At 46.2% G+C, this 21302-nt stretch carries 21 protein-coding genes; 8 read left to right on the top strand and 13 right to left on the bottom strand.

Annotated features, from left to right (window positions below; translation table 11 throughout):
• Positions 1-2: 2 nt before the first annotated feature.
• The 3 genes from msrQ to ICN49_RS09720 form a co-directional block, all read right to left on the bottom strand.
• A complete protein-coding gene (msrQ, locus tag ICN49_RS09730) occupies positions 3-581 on the bottom strand; it encodes a protein-methionine-sulfoxide reductase heme-binding subunit MsrQ (RefSeq protein WP_216167873.1) in 579 nt (192 codons plus the stop codon).
• 10 nt (positions 582-591) lie between these two features.
• Positions 592-1554: a protein-methionine-sulfoxide reductase catalytic subunit MsrP gene (msrP, locus tag ICN49_RS09725; protein ID WP_216167911.1), complete on the bottom strand. Its 963-nt coding sequence runs from the start codon at positions 1552-1554 to the stop codon at positions 592-594.
• A gap of 157 nt (positions 1555-1711) precedes the next feature.
• Positions 1712-3946 (bottom strand): NADP-dependent isocitrate dehydrogenase, encoded by a 2235-nt coding sequence (locus ICN49_RS09720; RefSeq protein WP_216167872.1) that lies wholly within the window; start codon positions 3944-3946, stop codon positions 1712-1714.
• Between the two features lie 227 nt (positions 3947-4173).
• Between ICN49_RS09720 and ICN49_RS09715 the strand changes: the two genes are divergently transcribed.
• Positions 4174-5373: an MFS transporter gene (locus ICN49_RS09715; RefSeq protein WP_216167871.1), complete on the top strand. Its 1200-nt coding sequence runs from the start codon at positions 4174-4176 to the stop codon at positions 5371-5373.
• A gap of 1 nt (position 5374) precedes the next feature.
• Here the strand turns inward: ICN49_RS09715 and ICN49_RS09710 are convergent, their stop codons facing one another.
• Complete coding sequence (locus ICN49_RS09710) at positions 5375-6391, bottom strand: DUF6352 family protein (protein ID WP_216167870.1); 1017 nt, start codon at positions 6389-6391, stop codon at positions 5375-5377.
• 80 nt (positions 6392-6471) lie between these two features.
• Between ICN49_RS09710 and ICN49_RS09705 the strand changes: the two genes are divergently transcribed.
• Positions 6472-6819: an FKBP-type peptidyl-prolyl cis-trans isomerase gene (locus tag ICN49_RS09705; protein WP_216167869.1), complete on the top strand. Its 348-nt coding sequence runs from the start codon at positions 6472-6474 to the stop codon at positions 6817-6819.
• Between the two features lie 80 nt (positions 6820-6899).
• On the opposite strand, the gene ICN49_RS09700 is transcribed toward ICN49_RS09705, so the two are convergent.
• Positions 6900-7826, bottom strand: a complete 927-nt coding sequence (locus ICN49_RS09700; protein ID WP_255535497.1) for a transglycosylase SLT domain-containing protein — start codon at positions 7824-7826, stop codon at positions 6900-6902.
• 556 nt (positions 7827-8382) lie between these two features.
• Between ICN49_RS09700 and ICN49_RS09695 the strand changes: the two genes are divergently transcribed.
• The gene (locus tag ICN49_RS09695; RefSeq protein ID WP_255535496.1) at positions 8383-9405 is read left to right on the top strand and encodes a DNA/RNA non-specific endonuclease; all 1023 of its coding nucleotides are present in this window, start codon (positions 8383-8385) and stop codon (positions 9403-9405) included.
• Position 9406: 1 nt separating this feature from the next.
• Here ICN49_RS09695 and ICN49_RS09690 read toward each other — a convergent pair whose 3' ends face one another.
• Positions 9407-9649, bottom strand: coding sequence for a DUF3820 family protein (locus tag ICN49_RS09690; protein ID WP_216167867.1), 243 nt, complete (start codon positions 9647-9649; stop codon positions 9407-9409).
• Positions 9650-9802: 153 nt separating this feature from the next.
• Here ICN49_RS09690 and ICN49_RS09685 point away from each other — a divergent pair, with 153 nt between their 5' ends.
• The 4 genes from ICN49_RS09685 to ICN49_RS09670 are packed head-to-tail and all read left to right on the top strand — an operon-like array spanning position 9803 to position 12508.
• Positions 9803-10717 (top strand): DUF6662 family protein, encoded by a 915-nt coding sequence (locus tag ICN49_RS09685; RefSeq protein ID WP_216167866.1) that lies wholly within the window; start codon positions 9803-9805, stop codon positions 10715-10717.
• A gap of 14 nt (positions 10718-10731) precedes the next feature.
• The gene (locus tag ICN49_RS09680) at positions 10732-11274 is read left to right on the top strand and encodes an FMN-binding protein (protein WP_216167865.1); all 543 of its coding nucleotides are present in this window, start codon (positions 10732-10734) and stop codon (positions 11272-11274) included.
• Positions 11271-12089 carry an FAD:protein FMN transferase gene (locus ICN49_RS09675; RefSeq protein WP_216167864.1) on the top strand — a complete coding sequence of 273 codons (819 nt, stop codon included), beginning with the start codon at positions 11271-11273 and terminating at the stop codon, positions 12087-12089. The genes ICN49_RS09680 and ICN49_RS09675 overlap by 4 nt, the downstream gene beginning before the upstream one ends.
• Positions 12086-12508, top strand: a complete 423-nt coding sequence (locus ICN49_RS09670) for a hypothetical protein (RefSeq protein ID WP_216167863.1) — start codon at positions 12086-12088, stop codon at positions 12506-12508. The genes ICN49_RS09675 and ICN49_RS09670 overlap by 4 nt, the downstream gene beginning before the upstream one ends.
• A 10-nt stretch (positions 12509-12518) precedes the next feature.
• On the opposite strand, the gene ICN49_RS09665 is transcribed toward ICN49_RS09670, so the two are convergent.
• On the bottom strand, positions 12519-13043 hold the full coding sequence (locus ICN49_RS09665; protein WP_216167862.1) for a DUF6803 family protein: 525 nt from the start codon (positions 13041-13043) through the stop codon (positions 12519-12521).
• A gap of 60 nt (positions 13044-13103) precedes the next feature.
• Here ICN49_RS09665 and ICN49_RS09660 point away from each other — a divergent pair, with 60 nt between their 5' ends.
• The gene (locus ICN49_RS09660) at positions 13104-13646 is read left to right on the top strand and encodes a hypothetical protein (RefSeq protein WP_255535495.1); all 543 of its coding nucleotides are present in this window, start codon (positions 13104-13106) and stop codon (positions 13644-13646) included.
• Positions 13647-13711: 65 nt separating this feature from the next.
• Here the strand turns inward: ICN49_RS09660 and ICN49_RS09655 are convergent, their stop codons facing one another.
• The 6 genes from ICN49_RS09655 to ICN49_RS09630 all read right to left on the bottom strand — a co-directional run bounded on the left by ICN49_RS09655 (position 13712) and on the right by ICN49_RS09630 (position 21289).
• Positions 13712-14440 carry an ABC transporter ATP-binding protein gene (locus ICN49_RS09655; protein WP_216167861.1) on the bottom strand — a complete coding sequence of 243 codons (729 nt, stop codon included), beginning with the start codon at positions 14438-14440 and terminating at the stop codon, positions 13712-13714.
• Positions 14441-14471: 31 nt separating this feature from the next.
• Complete coding sequence (locus tag ICN49_RS09650; RefSeq protein WP_216167908.1) at positions 14472-16400, bottom strand: branched-chain amino acid ABC transporter ATP-binding protein/permease; 1929 nt, start codon at positions 16398-16400, stop codon at positions 14472-14474.
• 2 nt (positions 16401-16402) lie between these two features.
• Positions 16403-17281: a branched-chain amino acid ABC transporter permease gene (locus ICN49_RS09645; protein ID WP_216167860.1), complete on the bottom strand. Its 879-nt coding sequence runs from the start codon at positions 17279-17281 to the stop codon at positions 16403-16405.
• 143 nt (positions 17282-17424) lie between these two features.
• Positions 17425-18612, bottom strand: a complete 1188-nt coding sequence (locus ICN49_RS09640; protein ID WP_216167859.1) for an ABC transporter substrate-binding protein — start codon at positions 18610-18612, stop codon at positions 17425-17427.
• A gap of 129 nt (positions 18613-18741) precedes the next feature.
• Positions 18742-19662, bottom strand: coding sequence for an EamA family transporter (locus ICN49_RS09635; RefSeq protein ID WP_216167858.1), 921 nt, complete (start codon positions 19660-19662; stop codon positions 18742-18744).
• Positions 19655-21289, bottom strand: a complete 1635-nt coding sequence (locus tag ICN49_RS09630; protein ID WP_216167857.1) for a GMC family oxidoreductase — start codon at positions 21287-21289, stop codon at positions 19655-19657. Before ICN49_RS09630 ends, ICN49_RS09635 begins: the two co-directional genes overlap by 8 nt.
• Between the last annotated feature and the right edge of the window lie 13 nt (positions 21290-21302).

Genomic DNA, 21302 nt, shown 5'->3' with positions numbered 1-21302 from the left:
CCTTATTTGAAACTGAGTTTGTTTCTAGTAACAGGAATCCTACAGCACAAGAGCAAAACGACTACTGTGGCATATATCGATACCGTATCTAGGTCGTTCTTACCGGCCTTATGCCACCAGTAATGCAGTATCACGCTGCATGCTATGACATAAATCAAGCGATGTAATTGGGCCCAGCGCCTCCCCAACTTTTTTTGCATCCAATGATTGGAGGTCATGGCAAGCGGGGTCATCATGAGCAGACTCAGAAAGCCCATGGTGATATATGGTCTCTTAATCACATCTTTAACCATCGCCGCTAAGTCAAAGTTTTGATCTAACCAAATCCAAATGAGAAAATGGATTGCTGCGTAAAAGAAACTAAACAGCCCCAGCATTCTGCGAATTTTGATCCAGAACAGGGAGCCCGTTAGCAAACGTAATGGCGTCATTACCAAAGTAAGGCATAGCATGACTAAAGCCCATGTCCCCGTAGATCTGGTGATGAACTCGACAGGATTAGCGCCAAGGCCATCGGTAAACCCCAACCAAACTAAGCGGTCTAGCGGCAATAGTGCGAGGAGAAAAATCACCACCTTCATCAGATAGCGCTTAATAGAATTTCTTGAGATCCATACCCGAGTACATGCTAGCAACTAGATCGCCATACCCATTAAACATTTCTGTTTTGATCTTTGGTGCAAATACGCCCTTGTTTTCTGCGATGCGACGCTCGGTCGCCTGACTCCAGCGAGGATGATCAACCAATGGATTTACGTTGGAATAAAAACCATACTCACGAGCATCAAACTGACTCCAGCTAGTCTTGGGCATCTCTTCGGTAAGGCGAATTTTCACAATCGACTTCGCACTCTTAAAGCCATACTTCCAAGGCACTACGATGCGTACGGGCGCGCCATTTTGTTTTGGTAAGGCCTCGCCATACAAACCAAAAGTCAGCAGCGTTAATGGGTTCATGGCCTCGTCTAAGCGCAAGCCTTCCTTGTATGGCCAATCCAGAATATTGCTTTTGACGCCCGGCATTTGCTTGCGGTCTGCTAAGGAAATGAACTCAACATACTTGGCAGATCCCAGTGGTTCGACCTTGCTCAATAATTTCGATAAAGAATAGCCATCCCAAGGAATCACCATCGACCAACCTTCTACACAACGCATTCTGTAAACGCGTTCTTCCATGGGAGCCAGCTTTAACAAGGCATCAATATCCAAGGTCACTGGTTTTTTGACCAAACCTTCAATGGAAATCGTCCATGGCCTCGTTTGTAAAGTACCAGCATTGGCAAAGGGATCGGTCTTATCCGTTCCGAATTCATAAAAGTTGTTGTAAGTGGTGACGTTCTTATAACCACTCAACTCATCCTTCACTGCATATGCGGGATTTAAAGTGGCAGCAAGCTTCTCTGGATTTGAAGCCAATGCCTCACGAGAGAACCAAGGTGCTAATGCTAGACCAAAGCTGCCGGCTGCAGCCGCTTTAATCAATTCACGACGACCCTCAAAGACGCCTTTGGGGGTGATATCACTTGGCAAAATGGTGTTGTCTATAAAGCGCATGGGGATACCTTTAGCCTTTTTCTCAAAGAAATCCAAAACAAGACTCATTCTCCTACGCTTATGGATTTATTGCAGAAGCCCAAATTAGAGGCCTTTGTGGCAATAAAAAAGGCAAACCTTACGGCTTGCCTTTTTTGGTTTAAGGAACTTTGGCTGTTTAGGCTGTAGCCGCCTTCAATACTGCGTTGAATGTAGCGCTTGGACGCATTACCGCTTCACACTTTGCCGTATCAGCCATAAAGTAACCGCCAATATCAGCTGGTTTACCTTGAACTGCCTTCATCTCAGCAGCAATCTTTTGCTCATTCTCAAGCAAGGATTTAGCGAGAGGGGCGAAGTAGGCTTGCAGTTCTTTGTCGTCTGTTTGAGCAGCCAAAGCCTCAGCCCAATACATTGCCAAATAGAACTGGCTACCGCGGTTGTCCAACTCACCAGTGCGTGGAGAAGGTGACTTATTGTTATCCAACAATTTGCCAGTAGCTTCATCCAAAGTGCGCGCCAAAATTTTCACTTTAGCGTTGCCGGTCTTGTCACCGATATCCTCAAGCGATACCGCCAAAGCCAAGAACTCACCAAGTGAATCCCAACGCAAATGGTTCTCTTCAACCAACTGTTGAACGTGCTTAGGAGCAGAACCACCAGCACCAGTCTCAAAGAGCCCGCCGCCAGCCATCAATGGAACAATCGACAACATCTTCGCGCTAGTACCTAATTCCATAATGGGGAACAAGTCGGTGAGGTAATCACGCAAGATGTTGCCGGTTACAGAGATAGTGTCCTTACCGCGTATGACACGCTCTAAGGTGTAGCGCATTGCACGAGTCTGAGACATGATCTGAATATCGACACCCTTAAGGTCATAATCTTTCAGATAGGTATTTACCTTCTTAATCAACTCAGCTTCGTGTGGACGGTACTCATCCAACCAGAACACTGCAGGAGTATTAGAGAGGCGTGCACGATTGACGGCCAATTTGACCCAATCACGAATCGGTGCATCTTTTGCTTGGCACATACGCCAGATATCACCCTCTTCAACATTCTGCTCGAGCAACACAGTGCCATCGTCAGTAACAATGCGTGCCACGCCAGCTTCTGGAATTTCAAAAGTCTTGTCGTGTGAACCATACTCTTCAGCTTGTTGAGCCATCAAGCCCACGTTTGGCACAGTCCCCATGGTGGTTGGATCAAAGTTACCGTGGGTTTTACAGAAATTGATGATCTCTTGATAAATACGCGCAAAGGTACTTTCTGGGATCACTGCTTTGGTGTCATGCAAACGTCCATCGGCGCCCCACATCTTGCCGCCAACACGAATCATGGCGGGCATGGATGCATCCACGATCACATCGCTTGGAGAATGTAAGTTGGTAATACCTTTTGCTGAATCGACCATCGCCAATGCTGGACGGTGCTCGTGGCATGCGTGCAGATCTTGAATGATTTCTTCACGCTTAGATTCTGGCAAAGTTTTAATCTTGTCATACAAGCTGCTCATACCATTGTTGGCATTAACGCCTAGCTCTTCAAACAACTTAGCATGCTTTTCAAATGCGTCTTTGTAAAAAATCTTGACCGCATGACCAAATACGATTGGGTGCGACACCTTCATCATGGTTGCCTTCACGTGCAATGAAAGCATCATGCCGGATTTGTAGGCGTCTTCGATTTCTTTTTCATAGAACTCGCAAAGCGCTTTCTTACTCATGTACATGCTGTCGATAATTTCGCCAGCCAACAAAGAAGTCTTTGGTTTAAACACAATGGTTTTGCCACTCTTGGTAACCAAGTCCATCTTCACATCACATGCTTTATCCAAAGTGATTGACTTCTCACCTGCGTAGAAGTCGCCGCCATGCATATGCGAAACGTGAGTACGGGAAGCTTGACTCCACTCACCCATAGAGTGAGGGTTCTTGCGCGCGTAACGCTTGACAGCAGGAGGCGCACGGCGATCGGAGTTACCTTCGCGCAATACTGGGTTCACTGCACTGCCTAAGCACTTGGAATAACGAGTGCGAATCGCTTTCTCAGCATCATCTTTAGGATCATCTGGGAAATTCGGAATCTTGTAGCCCTTTGCTTGCAATTCTTTGATAGCAGACAGTAATTGGGGAACTGAGGCGCTGATATTTGGCAACTTAATGATGTTGGTGTCCGGCAGCAAAGTCATTCGCCCTAATTCAGCCAAGTTATCAGGGACTTTTTGCTCTGCAGTCAAAAATTCCGTAAATTCAGCCAAGATTCGCCCGGCAACAGAAATGTCGCTTGTCACAATCTCAACTCCAGCTGGCGCTGTAAAGGCACGAATCACTGGCAGAAATGCACAGGTCGCCAAAAGGGGCGCCTCATCTGTCAGCGTGTAAATGATCTTTGATTTCTCTGAAGCCATTAGTATTTCCTCGATTTTGGTAAATTTACAGGGCCCGGTTCAGACCTTGTCACCCTCCTATTCCGTTCACCAGATTCAATGGGCACGTTAGTGGGGTGAGCCTTCTATTTTAAATCATCGACATTGTCAAAACTGCCTGATTTAAGCCCTAAAGCGGTTCAAGTTGCCCAATTTAAGGGAATCCACCAACACGATCTTCATGGCAAATTCACCGTAAACTGCAATCCATGACTAACAAGCACCCGCTACTCAATAAAAACCTTGTACTACTGATCATTTGCCAAGGGCTATTTCTTACCAATAACGTTACCTTTATTGCTATTAATGGTTTGGTTGGCTTCAGCCTGAGTCCTGCCTCTTGGATGGCCACCCTGCCCGTCATGGGCTATGTGGTTGGGGGCGCTGTTTCCACCTCCATTGTTGCCAAGACCCAAAACTACTTCGGACGCAAGATCTCATTCCAGTTGGGGCTGTTGGTTGCCGTATTCTCCGCCCTTCTGTGCGCCTATGCGGCATCTACCAGGAACTTTTGGCTCTTGGTATGTGGCACCTTCATTGCAGGCTACTACAGCGCTAATGGCCAGCTCTATCGCTTTGCTGCTGCAGAGTTAACTATTGCCTCCCAAAGGGACAAGGCAGTCTCTTGGGTTCTCGCGGGTGGCATTCTGGGGGCGGTGGTAGGTCCTAACCTTGCCTCCTGGACAAAGAATCTATTTGAAACAGCCTTTCTGGGGGCTTATCTCACACTCTCGATTGCTGCGATCATTGGCATCATCGTGATGCAATGCATTCACTTTCCTGCCGAATTTAAAACTGAACATGCATTAGGAGCGGGTAGGAATCTCAAAACAATATTGAGACAACCAGTGTTTATGGTGGCAGTAATTGGCGCATCGCTTGGCTATGGTGTGATGAACTTACTCATGGCCGGGACACCACTAGCCATGCAAATCTGTGGGCTACCATTTTCCGATACAGCCTTAGTATTAGAGTGGCATGTCATTGGCATGTTTGCTCCTGGATTTTTTACTGGCTCACTGATTCAACGCTTTGGTGCTCTCAAAATTATGGGGGTTGGTGTAGCGCTCAATTGCATTTGCATTGCGATCGCATTAACAGGCACTGACTTGCAACAATTTGTCATCGCACTGTTCTTGCTGGGCGTTGGTTGGAACTTTTTATTTACTGGGTCCACATCTTTAGCAATGACCGCTTATAAACCAGAGGAGCGCGATAAAGCACAGGCGGCCATCAACTTCTTTGTCTTTGGCACCATGGCCTTCAGTTCATTTGGTTCGGGCGCTCTGGTCACCACCCAAGGTTGGACCATATTAAATTTAGGCTCAATCTTTCCCGTCATCATTACTGGAGGCGCGCTGATTTGGCTCAGCACCCATCACCGAAAAAATAAAACCTGGAATCAGTAAGCTAGGAAGTTTTAGCTAGTGGCAAATTAAATAAAAGGTTTTGGGGTTTTAGCTTTAATTGCTTTTCATCATTTATAGCTATTCCCAGATATACCGGTTTGCCTTCAAGCGCCCTGGGCACGGCAGCAGTATCAATAAAGTCCAAGCGGAAAAGACAAATGATATTGGCCAACTCCTCAGTCTCAAGCGCCTCTTCGTTGTATAGCTTGTTCAGAATCTCCGTAGCAGCCGCATCTAAGCCGACATGCCATGACCATTTGGTATCGGTAATCTGCTGCATTGGTGTGATTCGCACTTTTACACCCAAGAAATGATCAATCCATTTTTCTAAGATACGGCAAAAGTGATTGATGGGTGACTGACCAACGTTGAGCTGTACCGCTAAGTCATGGTCTTCATCTCTTGCCCAATAGATATCTGCATTCTCTTCGTGCAGCACATCTAAATCGATGGATCGCATACTCATGGATTTGCCTTTGAGTAAATCCATGATGTTGCCTGTCTCGCCTGCCTGTGCATTACGTGAAACAACTTCATCGTCTGCGCCCATTACCACACCATCATCGAGAACACTGATTTTCTGGGTTCTGAAAAATAACTCCCCCATCCGCACATCCAAGGGATGTGGGTCATCCCCCAATATGTGACGAATAAAGATTTGCGCCAACTGAGAAATGAATAGAGGTGGTACATCGACACCCTCACCGTCAAACAAACTCATGTAGAAATTTTCTAGAGAGCTAGCAGTTAATAACTTACTGCGGTAACGTAACCAAACTTGGTAGTTCGCCTGAATATCTTCATCCGCCATCGCAGCAATTTCTCCAACAGGAATATCAGCGCGGGGATTGTTTGTCAATTTCTGATGCAAGGCTTTTTCAGCGTCACAGGACTCGGGCACTAAATTTAACTCTGGTCTTAGCAGGTAAGTGCGCAAAAAATCATCAGTGGCCAGTAATTGATTGTCGGGACCAATTTTTAAGGTCTGATATGCGGAACTTGGCCAATAATTAGTCATGGGTAATTTGAGCTCGATAGGACATGAATCAGAGCTCAGAATATACTAGCCAATCAATTTCAGTTGAAGAGGAAAATATTGTGAGTGAACTTAAGAAAATCGATACCGTTGTAGGTGACGGTACAGCAGCAACCGCAGGCAAAGAAGTCGATGTCCACTACACCGGCTGGCTGTTTGATGAGAATGCACCAGACAATAAAGGTCAGAAGTTTGATAGCTCTTTGGACCGCGGCCAGCTCTTTAGCTTCCCCTTGGGCGCTGGACATGTCATCAAGGGTTGGGACGAAGGTGTTGCCGGCATGAAGATTGGCGGCAAACGCACGCTGATCATCCCTGCAGAGATGGGCTATGGCGCACGTGGCGCTGGTGGTGTTATTCCACCTAATGCTACCCTGGTCTTTGATGTTGAATTACATGGGGTGAACTAAACGGTTTTTATTTAGAGCGCCTCAAATGAATAAGGCCACCCGAAACGGTGGCCTTTATTTTTATCAGGTCCGAGGCAATCTTATGAACGCAAGTCTTTGCCGTTCAGGGTCAGTTTATTTGAGCTTGCAGGCTGACATAGCCCAATGATACGGCGACGTTCAGCCATCACCTTGTCTGCATAGCCACCATCATCTTCAGCATTGGCAGCGCCAACATAAAACTTCAAACCGTTGCGCAGTGAGCCGGCACTAGCGATAAGATATTTCAGAATATATGCGCCAACACGAATATTAACTTCAGGCTTAACGGCATCCGATGTTCCACCATAAAGCGCGTACTTATCCTTGTGCACCGATGTCATCACTTGCATCAGGCCTTCTGCGCCAGCAGTACTCTTTGTATTGGGATTGAAATTAGACTCCACCGAGATCACTGCTAGCAATAACACTGGATCAATATTGGCTTCCTTAGCAATCACCACCGCATTCGATACATACTCTTCAATCTTGGTGCGATCCAGGCTGTACTTCTTTTCAAAGAAATCGGCTACAGCACGTTGATTCTGGATAGACCCCATTAAGTTGGTGTCTAGCGCTTGTGGATCAATCTTAGAAGTCGGGATTTGATCGGTTAAATGCGAAATTGGCTTGATCTGGGCATGCCCTACAGAAGGTGTTAACAAAGCAACGGTCTGTTTTTTAACGCTCAGTTCGCCTGACTGTCGATCAATCCGGGACTTGCTATAAGAACTTGCCAAGAAGTCTTGGTCGGCTGACTGACTAGAAGCTGGCTCTCTATTGGCATCGGCAGTACCTAAGCCATTCTGCCAAACGATATGACGCGCTTCATCTGGAACTAGGATACGGGCCAAGTCAAAAGCGCCGGCATTCGTGCCGTTGCCAGAGAGCCAAAGACTAACCACCATAAATACTGCAACTACTACTAAGCCGTTGACTACGCGATAGGCAGGAGCCATGGCTTGGGATAGCAAATCTTTAGCAGCCATTATTGGCTGCTGGGCAATCTGCAAGACACTCGAATTGTTTACAAAACTTTTACTCATTTACCTGGTTGCATCACCACACAAACCAATACGCCGATTCATGTTGCACTGCAATATATAAAAAACATGAGCCATCCTAAGAAGGTTCTTATATCTAGTCAAGAATAAGGATGTCCATTTCTATAACTAATTCATATAGAAATCCATATACCCAAGGATCATCTCCCTCTGATTTTATATAAAGCTATATTTATCAATGAGTTATAGATGTTAGCAAGTACTAATTTCACAGTGTAAAAAATGAGGATAAATCGGACTTTTTTACCATTTGAAACAGAAAAATCGACCGCAAACCCATACATCTAGTATTTTCTAAGATGAAAATTTCTACCGCTAGTGTTGGTGCAGTGCATCCCAAACAAGGAAAAATTCAAGGCCTAAAAACCAACTGTTAGCCCTAGAGATTCAAATTGAATGCTCGCAAACCCTGATTCTTATTAGCTCTCAAGCTAACTTGATTATGAAAAATGATTCTTGGTGAGCGACTCACCTACACTTCATGAGTATGCAATGGCTTCCACAACTTCTTCTATCTATCTCACTGCTGACCCCGCTTAGTGCTTTTGCCCTCTTTGAAGCATGCCAAGACCTTTTCCCCAATCAACAAATTCCCAGTAGCCCTCAGACTGGCCGAGACCTCTGCTTCAATAGTTTTGCGGTTTACTACTCCCCAGCAGATAAGAAGCCTATCTATACAGTAGAAAAGTTGAATGGCGAGCGCTTGGCTGCGCCCCACCCCCGCAGGACCAACCAGTTCTACGAGGAAGCCAGACTGCCCTTCAGGGAACGCGCCCTGCTCGCCGACTATCGGGGTAGCGGTTACGACCGGGGTCACAACGCTCCCGCTGGAGATATGACTAATGAAAGAGCGATGGGGCAATCCTTCTCTTTGGCCAATACCATGCCGCAAGCCAGACAAAACAATCAGGGTATTTGGGCTAAGAATGTAGAAGAGCCTACTCGGCAATATGCCAAACGTGTGGATGGAGATGTATATGTCTTTACTGGCTCGACCGGAAAGATCGGGAGTATTGGGAACGGGCAGGTCACCATTCCAGAACATCTTTTCAAGTTGGTATACGAGCCAAGCAAAAATACTGCCTGGGCTTATTGGGTAGAAAACACCAATGACGCCACCATGTCTCCCCCCATCACCTACCAAGACTTAAAAGAGAAAACGGGTATCGACTTTCATTTACCAGAAGATGTCGCTCCCCTGCACGGCAAGAAAACCAATGCAGCACGTCAAACTCAGCAGATATTAGTAGGGGGTTGGTATCCGGTTTTTTTCGATGAGTATTCACCAAGCAAGATTCAGGAAGTTGTTGCGAGCATTAAAGCGGGCAGGGTTTCGAGCATTCAAATTCAGTATGACCGCAATGCTGAATTAGCCAAGCAACTGGCGCTAGAAATCCAGAGTCAAACTTCTTTGCAAGTGAGCCTTTCGCAAAATAGTCCGCCAGAATCAAAGACCGTAACTTACGAACGCAATCGAGTCACAGCTATTATTCGCACAAAGTAAGTTAAGGTGTTTTAGAGCGCGCTTGTAAACCATGCGCACTTTGAATAGGCGCTAGCAACCCACGCAAGCCATTGTGGTCCAAGGTATGCATCAACTCCAGCAATTGCCCGAGCTCACTTTTCGGAAATCCTTCGCGCGCAAACCAAGCCAAATAGTTTCCAGGCAAATCCGCAAGTGCGCGCCCAGCATGCTTACCAAAAGGCATCTTCATTAAAACCAGTTTTTCAAGTGCTTGTGGATCCATAGCTGTCATCTTACAAGCGAGCATTGTCCTCAAGAAAAAACATTTCACCAACCCTGTCATGGTCATTTTCTAATTGAGAATCATTCCTATTTAATATTGTATATTAAGAATCATTCTCATTTACATTTATCCACCAACCATCAACACGGAACTATGAAATTGACTATTAAAAGACTCATTGCTTTTTGCATCCTCTTGGCTACAGCACTTCATTTCTCCTTCGCCCACGCCGGTGAAGGCGTATTTGGGTGGTTATATACATTAGATCTTCAACCTAAAGGAAAGCTGGAGTTTGAGCAAAGGCTACAACTCAATCAGCAGCAATCCTCTGGCACTTATGACGCATGGACAGCCAGAACAGAGCTGGAATATGGCTTAACAAATGATTTGCAGGTGGCTGGCTATATCAATTCTTATTACACCAATGCAAATCAAAACTATACGAATCCAGAAGCGTGTGGTGACACCCCAACTTGCACAGGAGGGTACGGCGTGCCCTCTAGTCACGACCCTAGCACTGCGTACCGAAAGAGCGGCATTGAGGGAGGCTCATTAGAAGCTATCTACCGAATTACCAACCCAGTCACATCACCAGTTGGAGTCGGCCTGTATTTGGAACCAACTTGGGGTAGAAATAAAGATGAGATTGAGGCGAGACTGTTATTGCAATCGAATTTCATTGATGATCGATTGATATTAGCGGGCAACGTAGTAGTAGCCAATGAGCGCCTCAAATTTATCGAGAATGGCAACGTACCTGAATCCATGATGGATTTCTTGGTGGGCGCAAGCTATCGCTTCGCACCGAAGTGGTCAGCCGGCGTTGAAGCCCGCTTTCACAACGACTACTCTGAATTGAATTTACGCAATCAAGTCCAAAGAGCTACTTTTGTTGGGCCCAATATACACTATGCAGCCAAAGACTGGTGGGTAACGGGGGCTTGGCGCTATCAACTCAAAGGTGGTACTTGTATGGGCGGTGGAGAAGCAGAATGCTCAAACGCCCGCGTATGGGATAGCCACTCAGTCAATGAATTCATCGTCAAAGTTGGCTTTCCACTGAACTAAACGATCAGATCATTATGAATTGGAAACCCAACCCCTTTGTCATTGCGGGCCTAGCGATGACCTCAGCGCCCATCGTTGCACAGGCAAAGATCTACGTCTCTATCGAGCAGGCACAAAAAATCATTTTCCCAAATAAGGTGTTAACTAAGGCTCCCATTCTGATTACGGGAGATCTACAAGATAAAATGCGCAGCGCCTCAAGTATTCGCCATCCATTTCAAGGTGAACGTATTTGGAAGGCATCTGATGGAAGTTGGTTCATCGTTGATGAAGTGGTTGGCAAGCACGAGATGATTACCTATGCAGTGGGGCTAAGCCCCACTGGAAGCCTGCAAAGCATCGAGATCCTGGAGTATGTGGAGTCCTACGGCTACGAAGTGGCTGAAGCGAACTGGCGCAAGCAATTTGTTGGAAAAACTGCGAGCGACGCGATCAAACTCAATCAAGATATTCAAAATATTGGTGGCGCCACCTTATCTTGCAAACATATAACAGATGGTGTGAAACGGGTTGTCACCCTATATGACTTAGCGCTTAAGCAAGCTCATAGCAAATGATCCGTTGTAAGCCCCTACTAGGAACGTTTGTAGAGATCTCGATTCATACAGCATGCCTCTCTCCAGAGCGCGCCATTGATAAAGCCTTCGCCGCTATAAAAAATGTCCAAGACTTGATGGGATTTCATAACCCACAAAGTGAGCTCTCCAAAATCAATGCACAGTCGCATCTACAGAAAATCGAAATTCATCCATGGACAGCTGATGTCCTCAGGGTGGCAAGTGAGATTTACGATCATTCCCATGGTTTATTTAACTGCGGCATCGGTCATCGCTTGGTGGCTGCCGGTTTGCTGCCAAACAATCTAGATTTAGAACAACATCAATTCGGCGGAATTGAAGATCTTCAATTTGTAAATGCACATACCGTATTTTCTTTAAAACCGCTTTGCCTAGACCTTGGTGGAATTGCTAAAGGCTTTGCAGTAGATATTGCTATTAGCAGTCTGCTATCAGATGGTATCGAATCAGGCTGTGTCAATGCTGGTGGAGATCTACGTGTCTTTGGTAGCGAAGCTCAAGCCATTCAAATTCGCAACCCTGCAGCGCCCTCAGAACTGATTCATATTGGGACACTCGAACATGGCGCAATAGCGACATCCAGCTTATATTTTTCTAAACGTCAACAACAGTCCATGAGTTATGTCATCAATCCATTCACTCAGGAACATATTGACTTCTCGGGATCATATTCCGTCATCGCCAACGAGTGCATCTATGCGGATGCCCTTACTAAAGTCTTAGCAATATCGGGTCAAACGGATCATCCCTGCTTTGACCATTTCTCGGCACAAGCCATCAGGATTGCAGCATGAGTCGTCTGGGAAAAATGCCTGGCTGGCAAAGATGGTTTGCTTTATCAAGTATGTTAGCTTGCTCCCTCTCAGGTACTGCCTACTTGATGGGTCATCAATTCTCATTGCAAAAAGAGTGGCTAGGAATACACTCTGTACTCGCCTGGCATGGCATAACCGCCATACTCGCGACGCTTGCACTAGGATCTGTTCTGCCCTTTCACCTGAAAGCTGGCCTCAAAGCAAAACGTAAGATGGTAAGCGGTCTTAGCCAGCTTGGATTTCTAGCCATCCTTTTAATATCGGGAGCCTTGCTATATTACGGCCCCGCAGAGACACGTGATGAGGTCATCATCACCCACTGGATAGTTGGGCTGCTATTTTTCGCGACCTTCATTGTGCATGGCGTACTTGCCCAACTAAAACCGCGCCCAATATAGTGGGTCAGCATTAATGCTGGTGCGATACAGGCATCTCGGCATCTGGCATTTCCATAGTGTGTGCAGGCTGATACCCCAAGAGGCCAGGATCCAACATGCCGCTGATCATCGCAATGTGTCCAAACACCAAGAAGAGCGCCACACAAATAGCATGAATCTTCAACTTCCCTTCGCGATTCATTCCCTGATTTACTAAACCGAATTCCTGAAGCGCAATCCAGATAAGTGGCAAGCCGCCAATTAAATAGCTTCCCACTGCAATGACATCAATCACCGTTCTCCACTCACCCGCTTTGGTAATCGGAATGACCGCTGTTGTCATCAGATAAACAATGATCCCAATAAAGTAAATTCCCACAGTGGTGCCAGCAATGCGGTTGATATTCCAAATCAGACCATCAAACTTGCGTGTAAACAGTACGTATAACTCGGTGATTGCTAGGGTTTCAGCCAAGACAATCGGAATAGCCATAAACAGCATCAGATTCCAAGGCTGATTGTCTGCCAACAACTGCATGTAGTGGGTCATATTCATTTGCTGATTCCTATCTCTATCCTCATATGAGCATACACCTTCTGGCGATACAATAAATCCATGAAACGACTGACCAAGTCCATACTGATCATTGCATGCAGCCTACCAGGAGTCTTGCTGATGTCCTTCTTATCCAACCCCGTTACCGCTATCACTGGCACAGTGAGCAAACTCAATAATGAGCTTTTGGAATATGTGAATCCTGAAAAACCAACCCACGATCACTCCTCCGTTTACTACCAACGCTTCTATGTCTCTAAATTCAATTTAGGTGATCGGGCAATAGAAGCCAAGTTCTCATCACCAATGAAGATTCACGAGGGCGATCTGGTAACTGTTGCTGGATACCCCAAAAACAATGTCTTTCAAGTATTAGCGTATTCCAATAAGACCCAGCAAGTCAGCGGTAATGAAAACTGGTTGATCGCAGGATTAGGTGCGCTTTTCTTTTTGGCAGTTGCTATTGGGCTTCTCAACACCGAACTGGTGATGGAGGGTGCCTGGATCCCGAGGATATTTTTAATTGGCTTTGTTGCCGTTGCGATCTATATGGGGTATCGCGCACTCCTGATACGTGAGGCATTGAAGTTGATGCAAAACTAGAGGTCGCCCCCACAATAGAAAAAGCCCTCAACTGAGGGCTTTTTATTGCTGACTGCGGTGATCAATTAATGACCGCCAGCACCGCCTAAGTATGCAGCCCTCACAGCAGGATCATCCTGAAGCTTGCTAGCTGGGCCATGAGTAGCAATCTTGCCGTTCTCCAATACGTAGCCATAATCAGCCACTTTAAGAGCTGCGGCTGCAAACTGCTCAACCAACAACATGGTGACGCCACGGGATTTCAGATTAGAAATAATTCTAAATACTTCCTCAACCAAAATGGGAGCCAAGCCCATCGATGGCTCATCTAGCAAAATAATTTCTGGATTGAGCATCACGGCACGAGCCATCGCCAACATCTGTTGCTCACCGCCAGACAAAGTACCTGCCAATTGATTGCGACGCTCTTTCAAGCGAGGGAACATTTCTAAAGCGTGCTCCAAGTCATTCTTGATATCGCCTTTAGGGCGGCTACCAGTAAAACGTGGAAAAGCACCCAAGAGAAGATTGTCATTGACTGACATCGTTGTAAACACTCGACGGCCTTCAGGGCTGTGAGCCAAACCTAGGCGCGCGATTTTATGAGAGTCGTAACCATCAATTTTTTCACCGCCCAAGGTGACTTCACCGCCAGTGGGTTTGATCATGCCAGTGATGGCACGCATGGTGGTAGTTTTGCCGGCGCCGTTAGATCCGATCAAAGTAATCACTTGTCCTTTAGGCACATCAATGCTGATGCCGTGTAGAACTTTTACTTTTCCGTAGCCTGCTTCAAGATTCTTAATAGATAACATGGTATTTACCGATTCAATATGGTTCTAGTGATTAAGTACCCAAGTAGGCATGAATCACCTTCTCGTCTGCCTGAACTTCAGCTGGCTTACCTTCCGCAATCTTCTGACCGAAATCCAATACAGAAACGGTATCGCAAACTGACATCACCACATCCATGTGATGTTCAATCAAGATGAAGGTAATGCCGCTATCGCGGATCTTACGAATAATGCGCAACAGCTCTTTAATATCCGGAGCTGTCAGGCCGGCCGCAGGCTCATCCAATAAGAGTAATTCTGGATCGAGCGCCAATGCACGAGCAATCTCTAAAAGGCGTTGCTTACCGTAAGGCAAGTTACGCGCTTCTTCATTAGCCAAATCCTCAAGGCCAACGAATTTCAAGAGTGCTAAGGCGCGAGCGTGTGCCTCTGCTTCTTCTTTCATGTAACGCGGCAAATGGAGAGCAATCTCCACCATATTGGATTGGAAGGTGTGATGCAAACCAACCAAAATATTTTGGATTGCAGTCATCTCGCCAAAGAGCTGTACGTTTTGGAAGGTACGAGCAATGCCTGATAAAGCAATATCAGAAGATGTCTTACCAACTACGCTCTCGCCAGCATACAGAACGCTACCAGCCGTAGGAACGTAAATACCAGTCAGCACGTTCATCATGGTGCTCTTACCAGAGCCGTTAGGCCCAATCAGACCATGAATGGTGCCACGCTTAATGCTGAGGTCTACATTGTTCAGTGCTTTTAAGCCACCAAACTGCATCAACAGGGACTCTACCTTGAGAAGTTCAGCGCCAGTGTTTTGGTTGGCTACAGCACTAATAAAGCTGATGGAATCATCCACCTCTTCAGCAACCTCACCGCGGGTTGTTTTAGCTTTACCCGCGATTGACTGATAGAAGCTCTTGGCAAAGCCAACAATACCGTTCTGCAAGTAGTACACCACTAACAAAATCATGAAGCCAAAGATACTCAAACGCCAGTCGGCAATACTATTGAGCCAGAACGAGAACACGGCCAAGCCTACAACACCAGCCAAAGGAACTGCAACTCGACGTGCAGTAGTGACTTTCTTAGATAAGGCCATCGCAGCACCAACCACCACAACGATCGCAATAATCGAAGCAACGATACGGAATAGATTGATGTCATCCAGGAGTTTTGGTAGTAGCACAATAATTGCAGCGCCAATAACTGCACCCAAGCGTGACTTACGTCCGCCCATGATGATGCCGAGCAAGAAGAGTACGGCTAACTCATTGTTATAGGTATTTGGTGAGATGTACTGCTCTGAATAAGCATATAAACAACCAGCCAATCCAGCAAAGCCAGCGCTAATCACAAATGCAATCACCTTAAAACGATAAACAGATACGCCCATACAGTCGCAAGCCACTGGGCTGTCGCGCAACGCTTCAAATGCACGACCCATTTGTGATTTAACGAAACGATCAACCACAATCAAAGCCAGAATCATGATCGCAGCAACTACCCAAAAGAACTCAGCCTCTGTCATAGGTGCACCCATGAGCTGAGGTTTTGGTAATTTGATGCCTAGAGGGCCCTCGGTTAACCAAGTCATCTCATTAATGAGAATTTGCGCAATGGTTCCAAATGCCAAGGTCACCATCGCCAGGTATGGTCCGATAACCTTCAATGCCGGCAAAGCCAAAATACCGCCGAAGAATGCCGTCACGATGATGGAAGCTGGAATAGTCGCCCAAACAGGAAATCCAAAATGGATGAATAAAACACCGGCGGTATAGGATCCAATTCCAAATAAGGCCGCATGGCCTAAGGAAACCTGCCCAATGTAGCCAACCACAATATCTAAACCAAATAACAAAATGGTATAGATCAGAATGGTTTCAGCCAAGTGAATGTAATAAGGGTTATGTATAAATAGCGGCAAACAAAAGAGGCCGACTATCGCAATTAATAGAGGGATATGAGACTTCAATTTCATCATTAAACTTTCTTAATTGCAGATTTACCAAAGAGACCTGATGGCTTGTACGCAAGTACGAGCAATAACAAAATCAAACCAGGTACATCTTTATAGCCAGTAGAAATATAGAAGCCAGTGGCTGTCTCCACAATTCCCAAAATCAAACCACCAACAATAATTCCGAGACCGCTAGAGAGGCCGCCAATAATGGCAACCGCGAAAGCCTTCAGACCTAAAGCGCCACCCATGGTTGCACCTGTCAAGGTCAATGGTGCAATCAACACACCTGCGAAAGCAGCCGTCAAGGAAGATAGGGCGTACGAGAAAGTAATCACCATGCTGGTATTGATGCCCATCAGCCCTGCAGCATCGCGATCATTTGCAGTGGCAACCACTGCTTTACCGTAAATCGTTTTACGGTTAAAGAATTCAACTAACAACATCATGACTAAGGCACCTACCACGACCAAAATTTCCATTGGCAGAATATTAGCGCCTAAGAAAGTCATTGGCTCCATGGGTAATGGCGATGGGAATGGCAATGCATCACGCCCCCAAATATTTTCAGCGACGTTCTTAAAAATAATACCGAGCGCAATCGTAGACATAATCCAACCAAACTCTGACTTAATTTTGATGGCAGGACGAACACCAATGAGCTCTACGAAGCCACCTTGAATCATGCCGAATAAACAAACGACTGGGATCATTAACCAGTAATTCATTCCAAGAGTGTCTACGCAGGTCAAACCAACTAAGGCTCCCAACATCAAAGCCTCGCCTTGACCGAAGTTCAAAGTACCTGATGTCGAAAATGTCAGCTGAAAACCAAAAGCGATGACCGCATAGATCATGCCTACAGCAATACCGCTCGAAAGAATCTGTGCCAAAAGTTCCATGGTGTTGCCTTAAAAATGCTAAAACTGTTTTATTGAAGAATCCGACATTGTAAGCAAAACGCCGCTTTAGAGGCGGCGTTTTGCTTTACTAATGGTGCAGCGCAAAATAGGCCATCAATTAGCCCATTTATTAAGCTACATTATTACTTCTTAGCGCCCTTAGTTGCATCTTCAGCATTCAAGAACTCAACTCGGCCATTTTCTACAACACCCATCACCACATCTTTTGTATCAATTGCTTCGTGATTGGTTTTGCTGAATGGCTTGTTATAAGTCATCACTACGCCGTTAATAGGGGCATTTAAGTTCTCCAAAGCTCCCAAGATCTTTGGTCCTTCTGTTCCACCAGCCTGTTTAATAGCTGCGGCCAAGATGTAAACAGAATCGTAACCTTGAGCTGCGGAAACTGGCGAAGCAATAACGCCATTCTTAGGCTTGAACTCTTTGAGGTAAGCATCCACAAATGCCTTGCGCTTTGGAGTAGTTGCAGGCTGCTGAATAAATGTTTCTGGCATTGTTGCGCCGTTACCATTTTTACCGGATGTATCAATAAAGCTAGCCATAGACAAGGTCCAGCTTCCGATGATTGGTTTTTTCCAACCCAATTTCGCCATACCGTTAGCAATTTGCGCCAGCTCTGGTCCAATTGCGTAAGTCAAAATCACATCAGCGCCAGCATTTTTTGCTTTGAGCAACTGTGATGTCATATCAACGTCACCAATATTGAACTTTTCAGTTGCCACAGGTGTTACGCCGTAGGTTTTCAAAGCCTTTTCCATGTCTTCACGGCCCAATTGGCCATAGTTGGTGGAGTCAGCCAAAATCGCTACCTTTTTCAGGCCACGTTTTTCAACAGCCTCTTTGGCAATCATTGGGGCTTGAATCCGGTCAGCAGCTGAAGTACGAACGATATAGTTCTCAGGTGCGTTGGGAAATTGGCCGGTAATCAAAGTACCAGTCGCAACGTTATTAATCACAGGAATTTTTGCATCCTGGAAAAAACGCTGGGAAGCCAAAGCAACACCAGTGTTGATGTAACCGAGAGCAGCAACAACTTTTTCGTTGTTAATCAACTCTTGTGAAATTTGTACGCCGCGCTCGTTTTTAGCTTCGTCGTCACGCTCTACTAAAACAATCTTGTTGCCGTTGATACCGCCAGCAGCATTAATTTCTTGAGTAGCAAGACGCACGCCATCACGCATACTCACACCCATTGAGGATGAGCCGCCTGTGAATGGGCCAATAACACCAACTTTGATATCGGCAGCATAAGCGCCGGTTGTTAACATTGCAGCAGCAGCTACCGCAAAAATGTGATGACGAATATTCATAAAGTCTCCATGACTATAGTTACTAATTAAATAAATACTTTTTTATTGATAAAGCGAATAACGAACAGTTATCTTACTGTTAATGCAGGGGTAAAAAAAGGGTTTTGTATTAGGGTTTTACATTAGCCCTTAGGTCTCAGAAAATTGTTTTCTGATTTGACCTTTGAGCGTTGGCCAGAATAAATTCACTAGTAAACCGGCAATGACCAAACCTGCAGCCAACATCTTCCAAGCGGGCAATGGCTCACTTAAGAAAAAGGCAGATGCCCCCATTCCAAAAATGGGTACTAATAGAGGCGCGGGCGCTACCAATGCTGCAGGGTGCTTCGAGAGCAACCATCCCCAAGCAGCGTACCCAAAAAGAGTATTACCCCAAGACTGCCAAAGGACTCCAACCCAAGCTCCTATTGGCGCAGAAGCCATTGAGGCACTTAGAGTGTCCCAACCCCCTTCAAAGATGAAGGAGATTAGAAACAATGGTGGAATGGCAAATGCACTGGCCCAGACCACGTACGAGAACATATTGATAGACCCGGCACGTCGACTGGTTGTATTTGCGATACCCCAGCAAAAGCCAGCTAACACTACTAAGGCCAGACCAAAGACTGTTGTAGAAGCATCTGTGTGCACTGCAATAATTACTAGACCGATCATCGCGACACTGACCGCCACTATTTGGTAAAGCCGCAGTCTCTCCTTGGCAAAAAACATGGCAAAGCCAATTGTGAAAAATACTTGGGTCTGAATCACCAAGGAAGCCAAGCCTGGAGAAATATGCCCGTTGATAGCGTAATAGAGGACCCCGAACTGCCCCACTCCCACCGCCACTCCGTACACGCAAAGATTCCCCCAAGAGACTTTGGGCCTAGGGACAAAGAAGACTATGGGCAAAAAAGCAAAGGTATAGCGAAGTGCGGCAAATAGAAATGGGGGGAAGCTTGCCAAACAAAGCTTAATCACCACGAAATTGGTACCCCATACTGCAACGATTGCCAGAGCCAGCAATAAATGACTCAGGGGTAAATGAGAGCTTCTATGGGGGCTATTCACCAGTAAGCAGTTCAGCAGCGCGCTGCGCAATCATCATTGTCGGCGCTGCAGTATTACCAGAGGTAATCGTTGGCATGGCAGAAGCGTCGACCACGCGCAGGTGGTGAACCCCTCTGACTCGCAACTCAGAATCTAGCACTGCCATCGGATCTTCAGCACGACCCATCTTGCAAGTCCCGACTGGGTGAAAAATTGTTGTACCAATATCGCCGGCTGCTTTGATGAGCTCTGCATCACTTTGATATTGTTTTCCAGGTTTGTATTCATCGGGCATGTATGGCTTGAGTGCTGCACTCTCAACAATCTTGCGAGTGAGTCGCAAAGACTCGGCGGCAATTTTTCGATCTTCATCTGTAGATAAATAATTGGGACTAATCACTGGGGGTGCCTCAGCATCAACAGAATGGATGTGAACGCTGCCACGAGAGGTGGGACGTACATTACAGACGCTCGCAGTAAAGGCATTAAAGGAATGCAAATCCTCGCCAAACTTTTCCAGCGATAAAGGTTGCACGTGATATTCCACATTGGCACTTTTTTGTTCTGGTGAGCTGTAAGCGAATGCGCCTAACTGTGATGGTGCCATCGACATAGGACCAGAGCGCTTTAATACATACTCTAGGCCAATCATCATCTTGCCAAATAAGCTATTGGCTTTGGTATTCAGCGTCTGAATGCCATTGACTTTGTAGATCATGCGCAGTTGCAAGTGGTCTTGTAAATTTTCGCCAACGCCAGGTACGTCACTGATCACCGGTATACCCAGGTTTGCTAAATGCGTGGCTGCTCCAACACCAGAGCGTTCCAAAATCTGCACACTCCCAATAGAGCCAGCAGCCAGCAAGACTTCACCGCCCCGATCGATTGCACAGATTGCCTCAGCCGCAATGCCATTGCGCAGATACTCAACGCCGTAGCAATTTTTACTCACTGGATTGATCTTGAGCTTAGTGACCATTGCTTCAGTAATCACGGTGAGATTGCTACGCTTAGCAGCATCGCGTAGGAAAGCTTTGGCTGTATTGAGGCGCCAGCCAGCGCGCTGACTCACATCAAAGTAACCCACACCGAAGTTATCACCACGATTGAAGTCATCTGATGCCGGAATGCCAGCCTGTACTGCAGCCTGCCTAAATACATCCATGATGGGCCAACGCAAGCGTTGTTTAGAAACGGTCCACTCGCCGCCCTTACCATGCCACTCATTGGCATCACTGTGATAATCCTCGATTTGCTTATAGCGCTTGAGTGCGTTTTTCCAAGACCAAGCATCATCACCAGTTGCAGTTACCCAAGATTCATAATCGCCAGATTGGCCGCGCATATAAATCATGCCGTTAATCGAAGAACAACCACCGAGGACTCTACCGCGGGGATATATCAAAGATCGTCCGTTTAATCCGACCTCATTACTGGTGCGAAAACGCCAATCAGCACGCGGGTTATCAATGCAATACAAGTAACCCACTGGAATATGAATCCAAATGTAATTATCGTTTTTTCCAGCTTCAATCAATAAAACCCGCTTATCGGGATTTTCAGTCAAGCGTTTAGCCAACAAGCAGCCTGCGCTGCCCGCCCCAATGATGATGTAGTCGTAGGTATTGTTATGGCTTGTTTGAGTCATGTCTCTGTTTTTA

This window comes from Polynucleobacter finlandensis (genome assembly GCF_018881755.1).
In the GTDB taxonomy this organism is placed as follows: Bacteria; Pseudomonadota; Gammaproteobacteria; order Burkholderiales; family Burkholderiaceae; genus Polynucleobacter; species Polynucleobacter finlandensis.
This window is presented reverse-complemented; position numbering and strand designations above follow the sequence as displayed.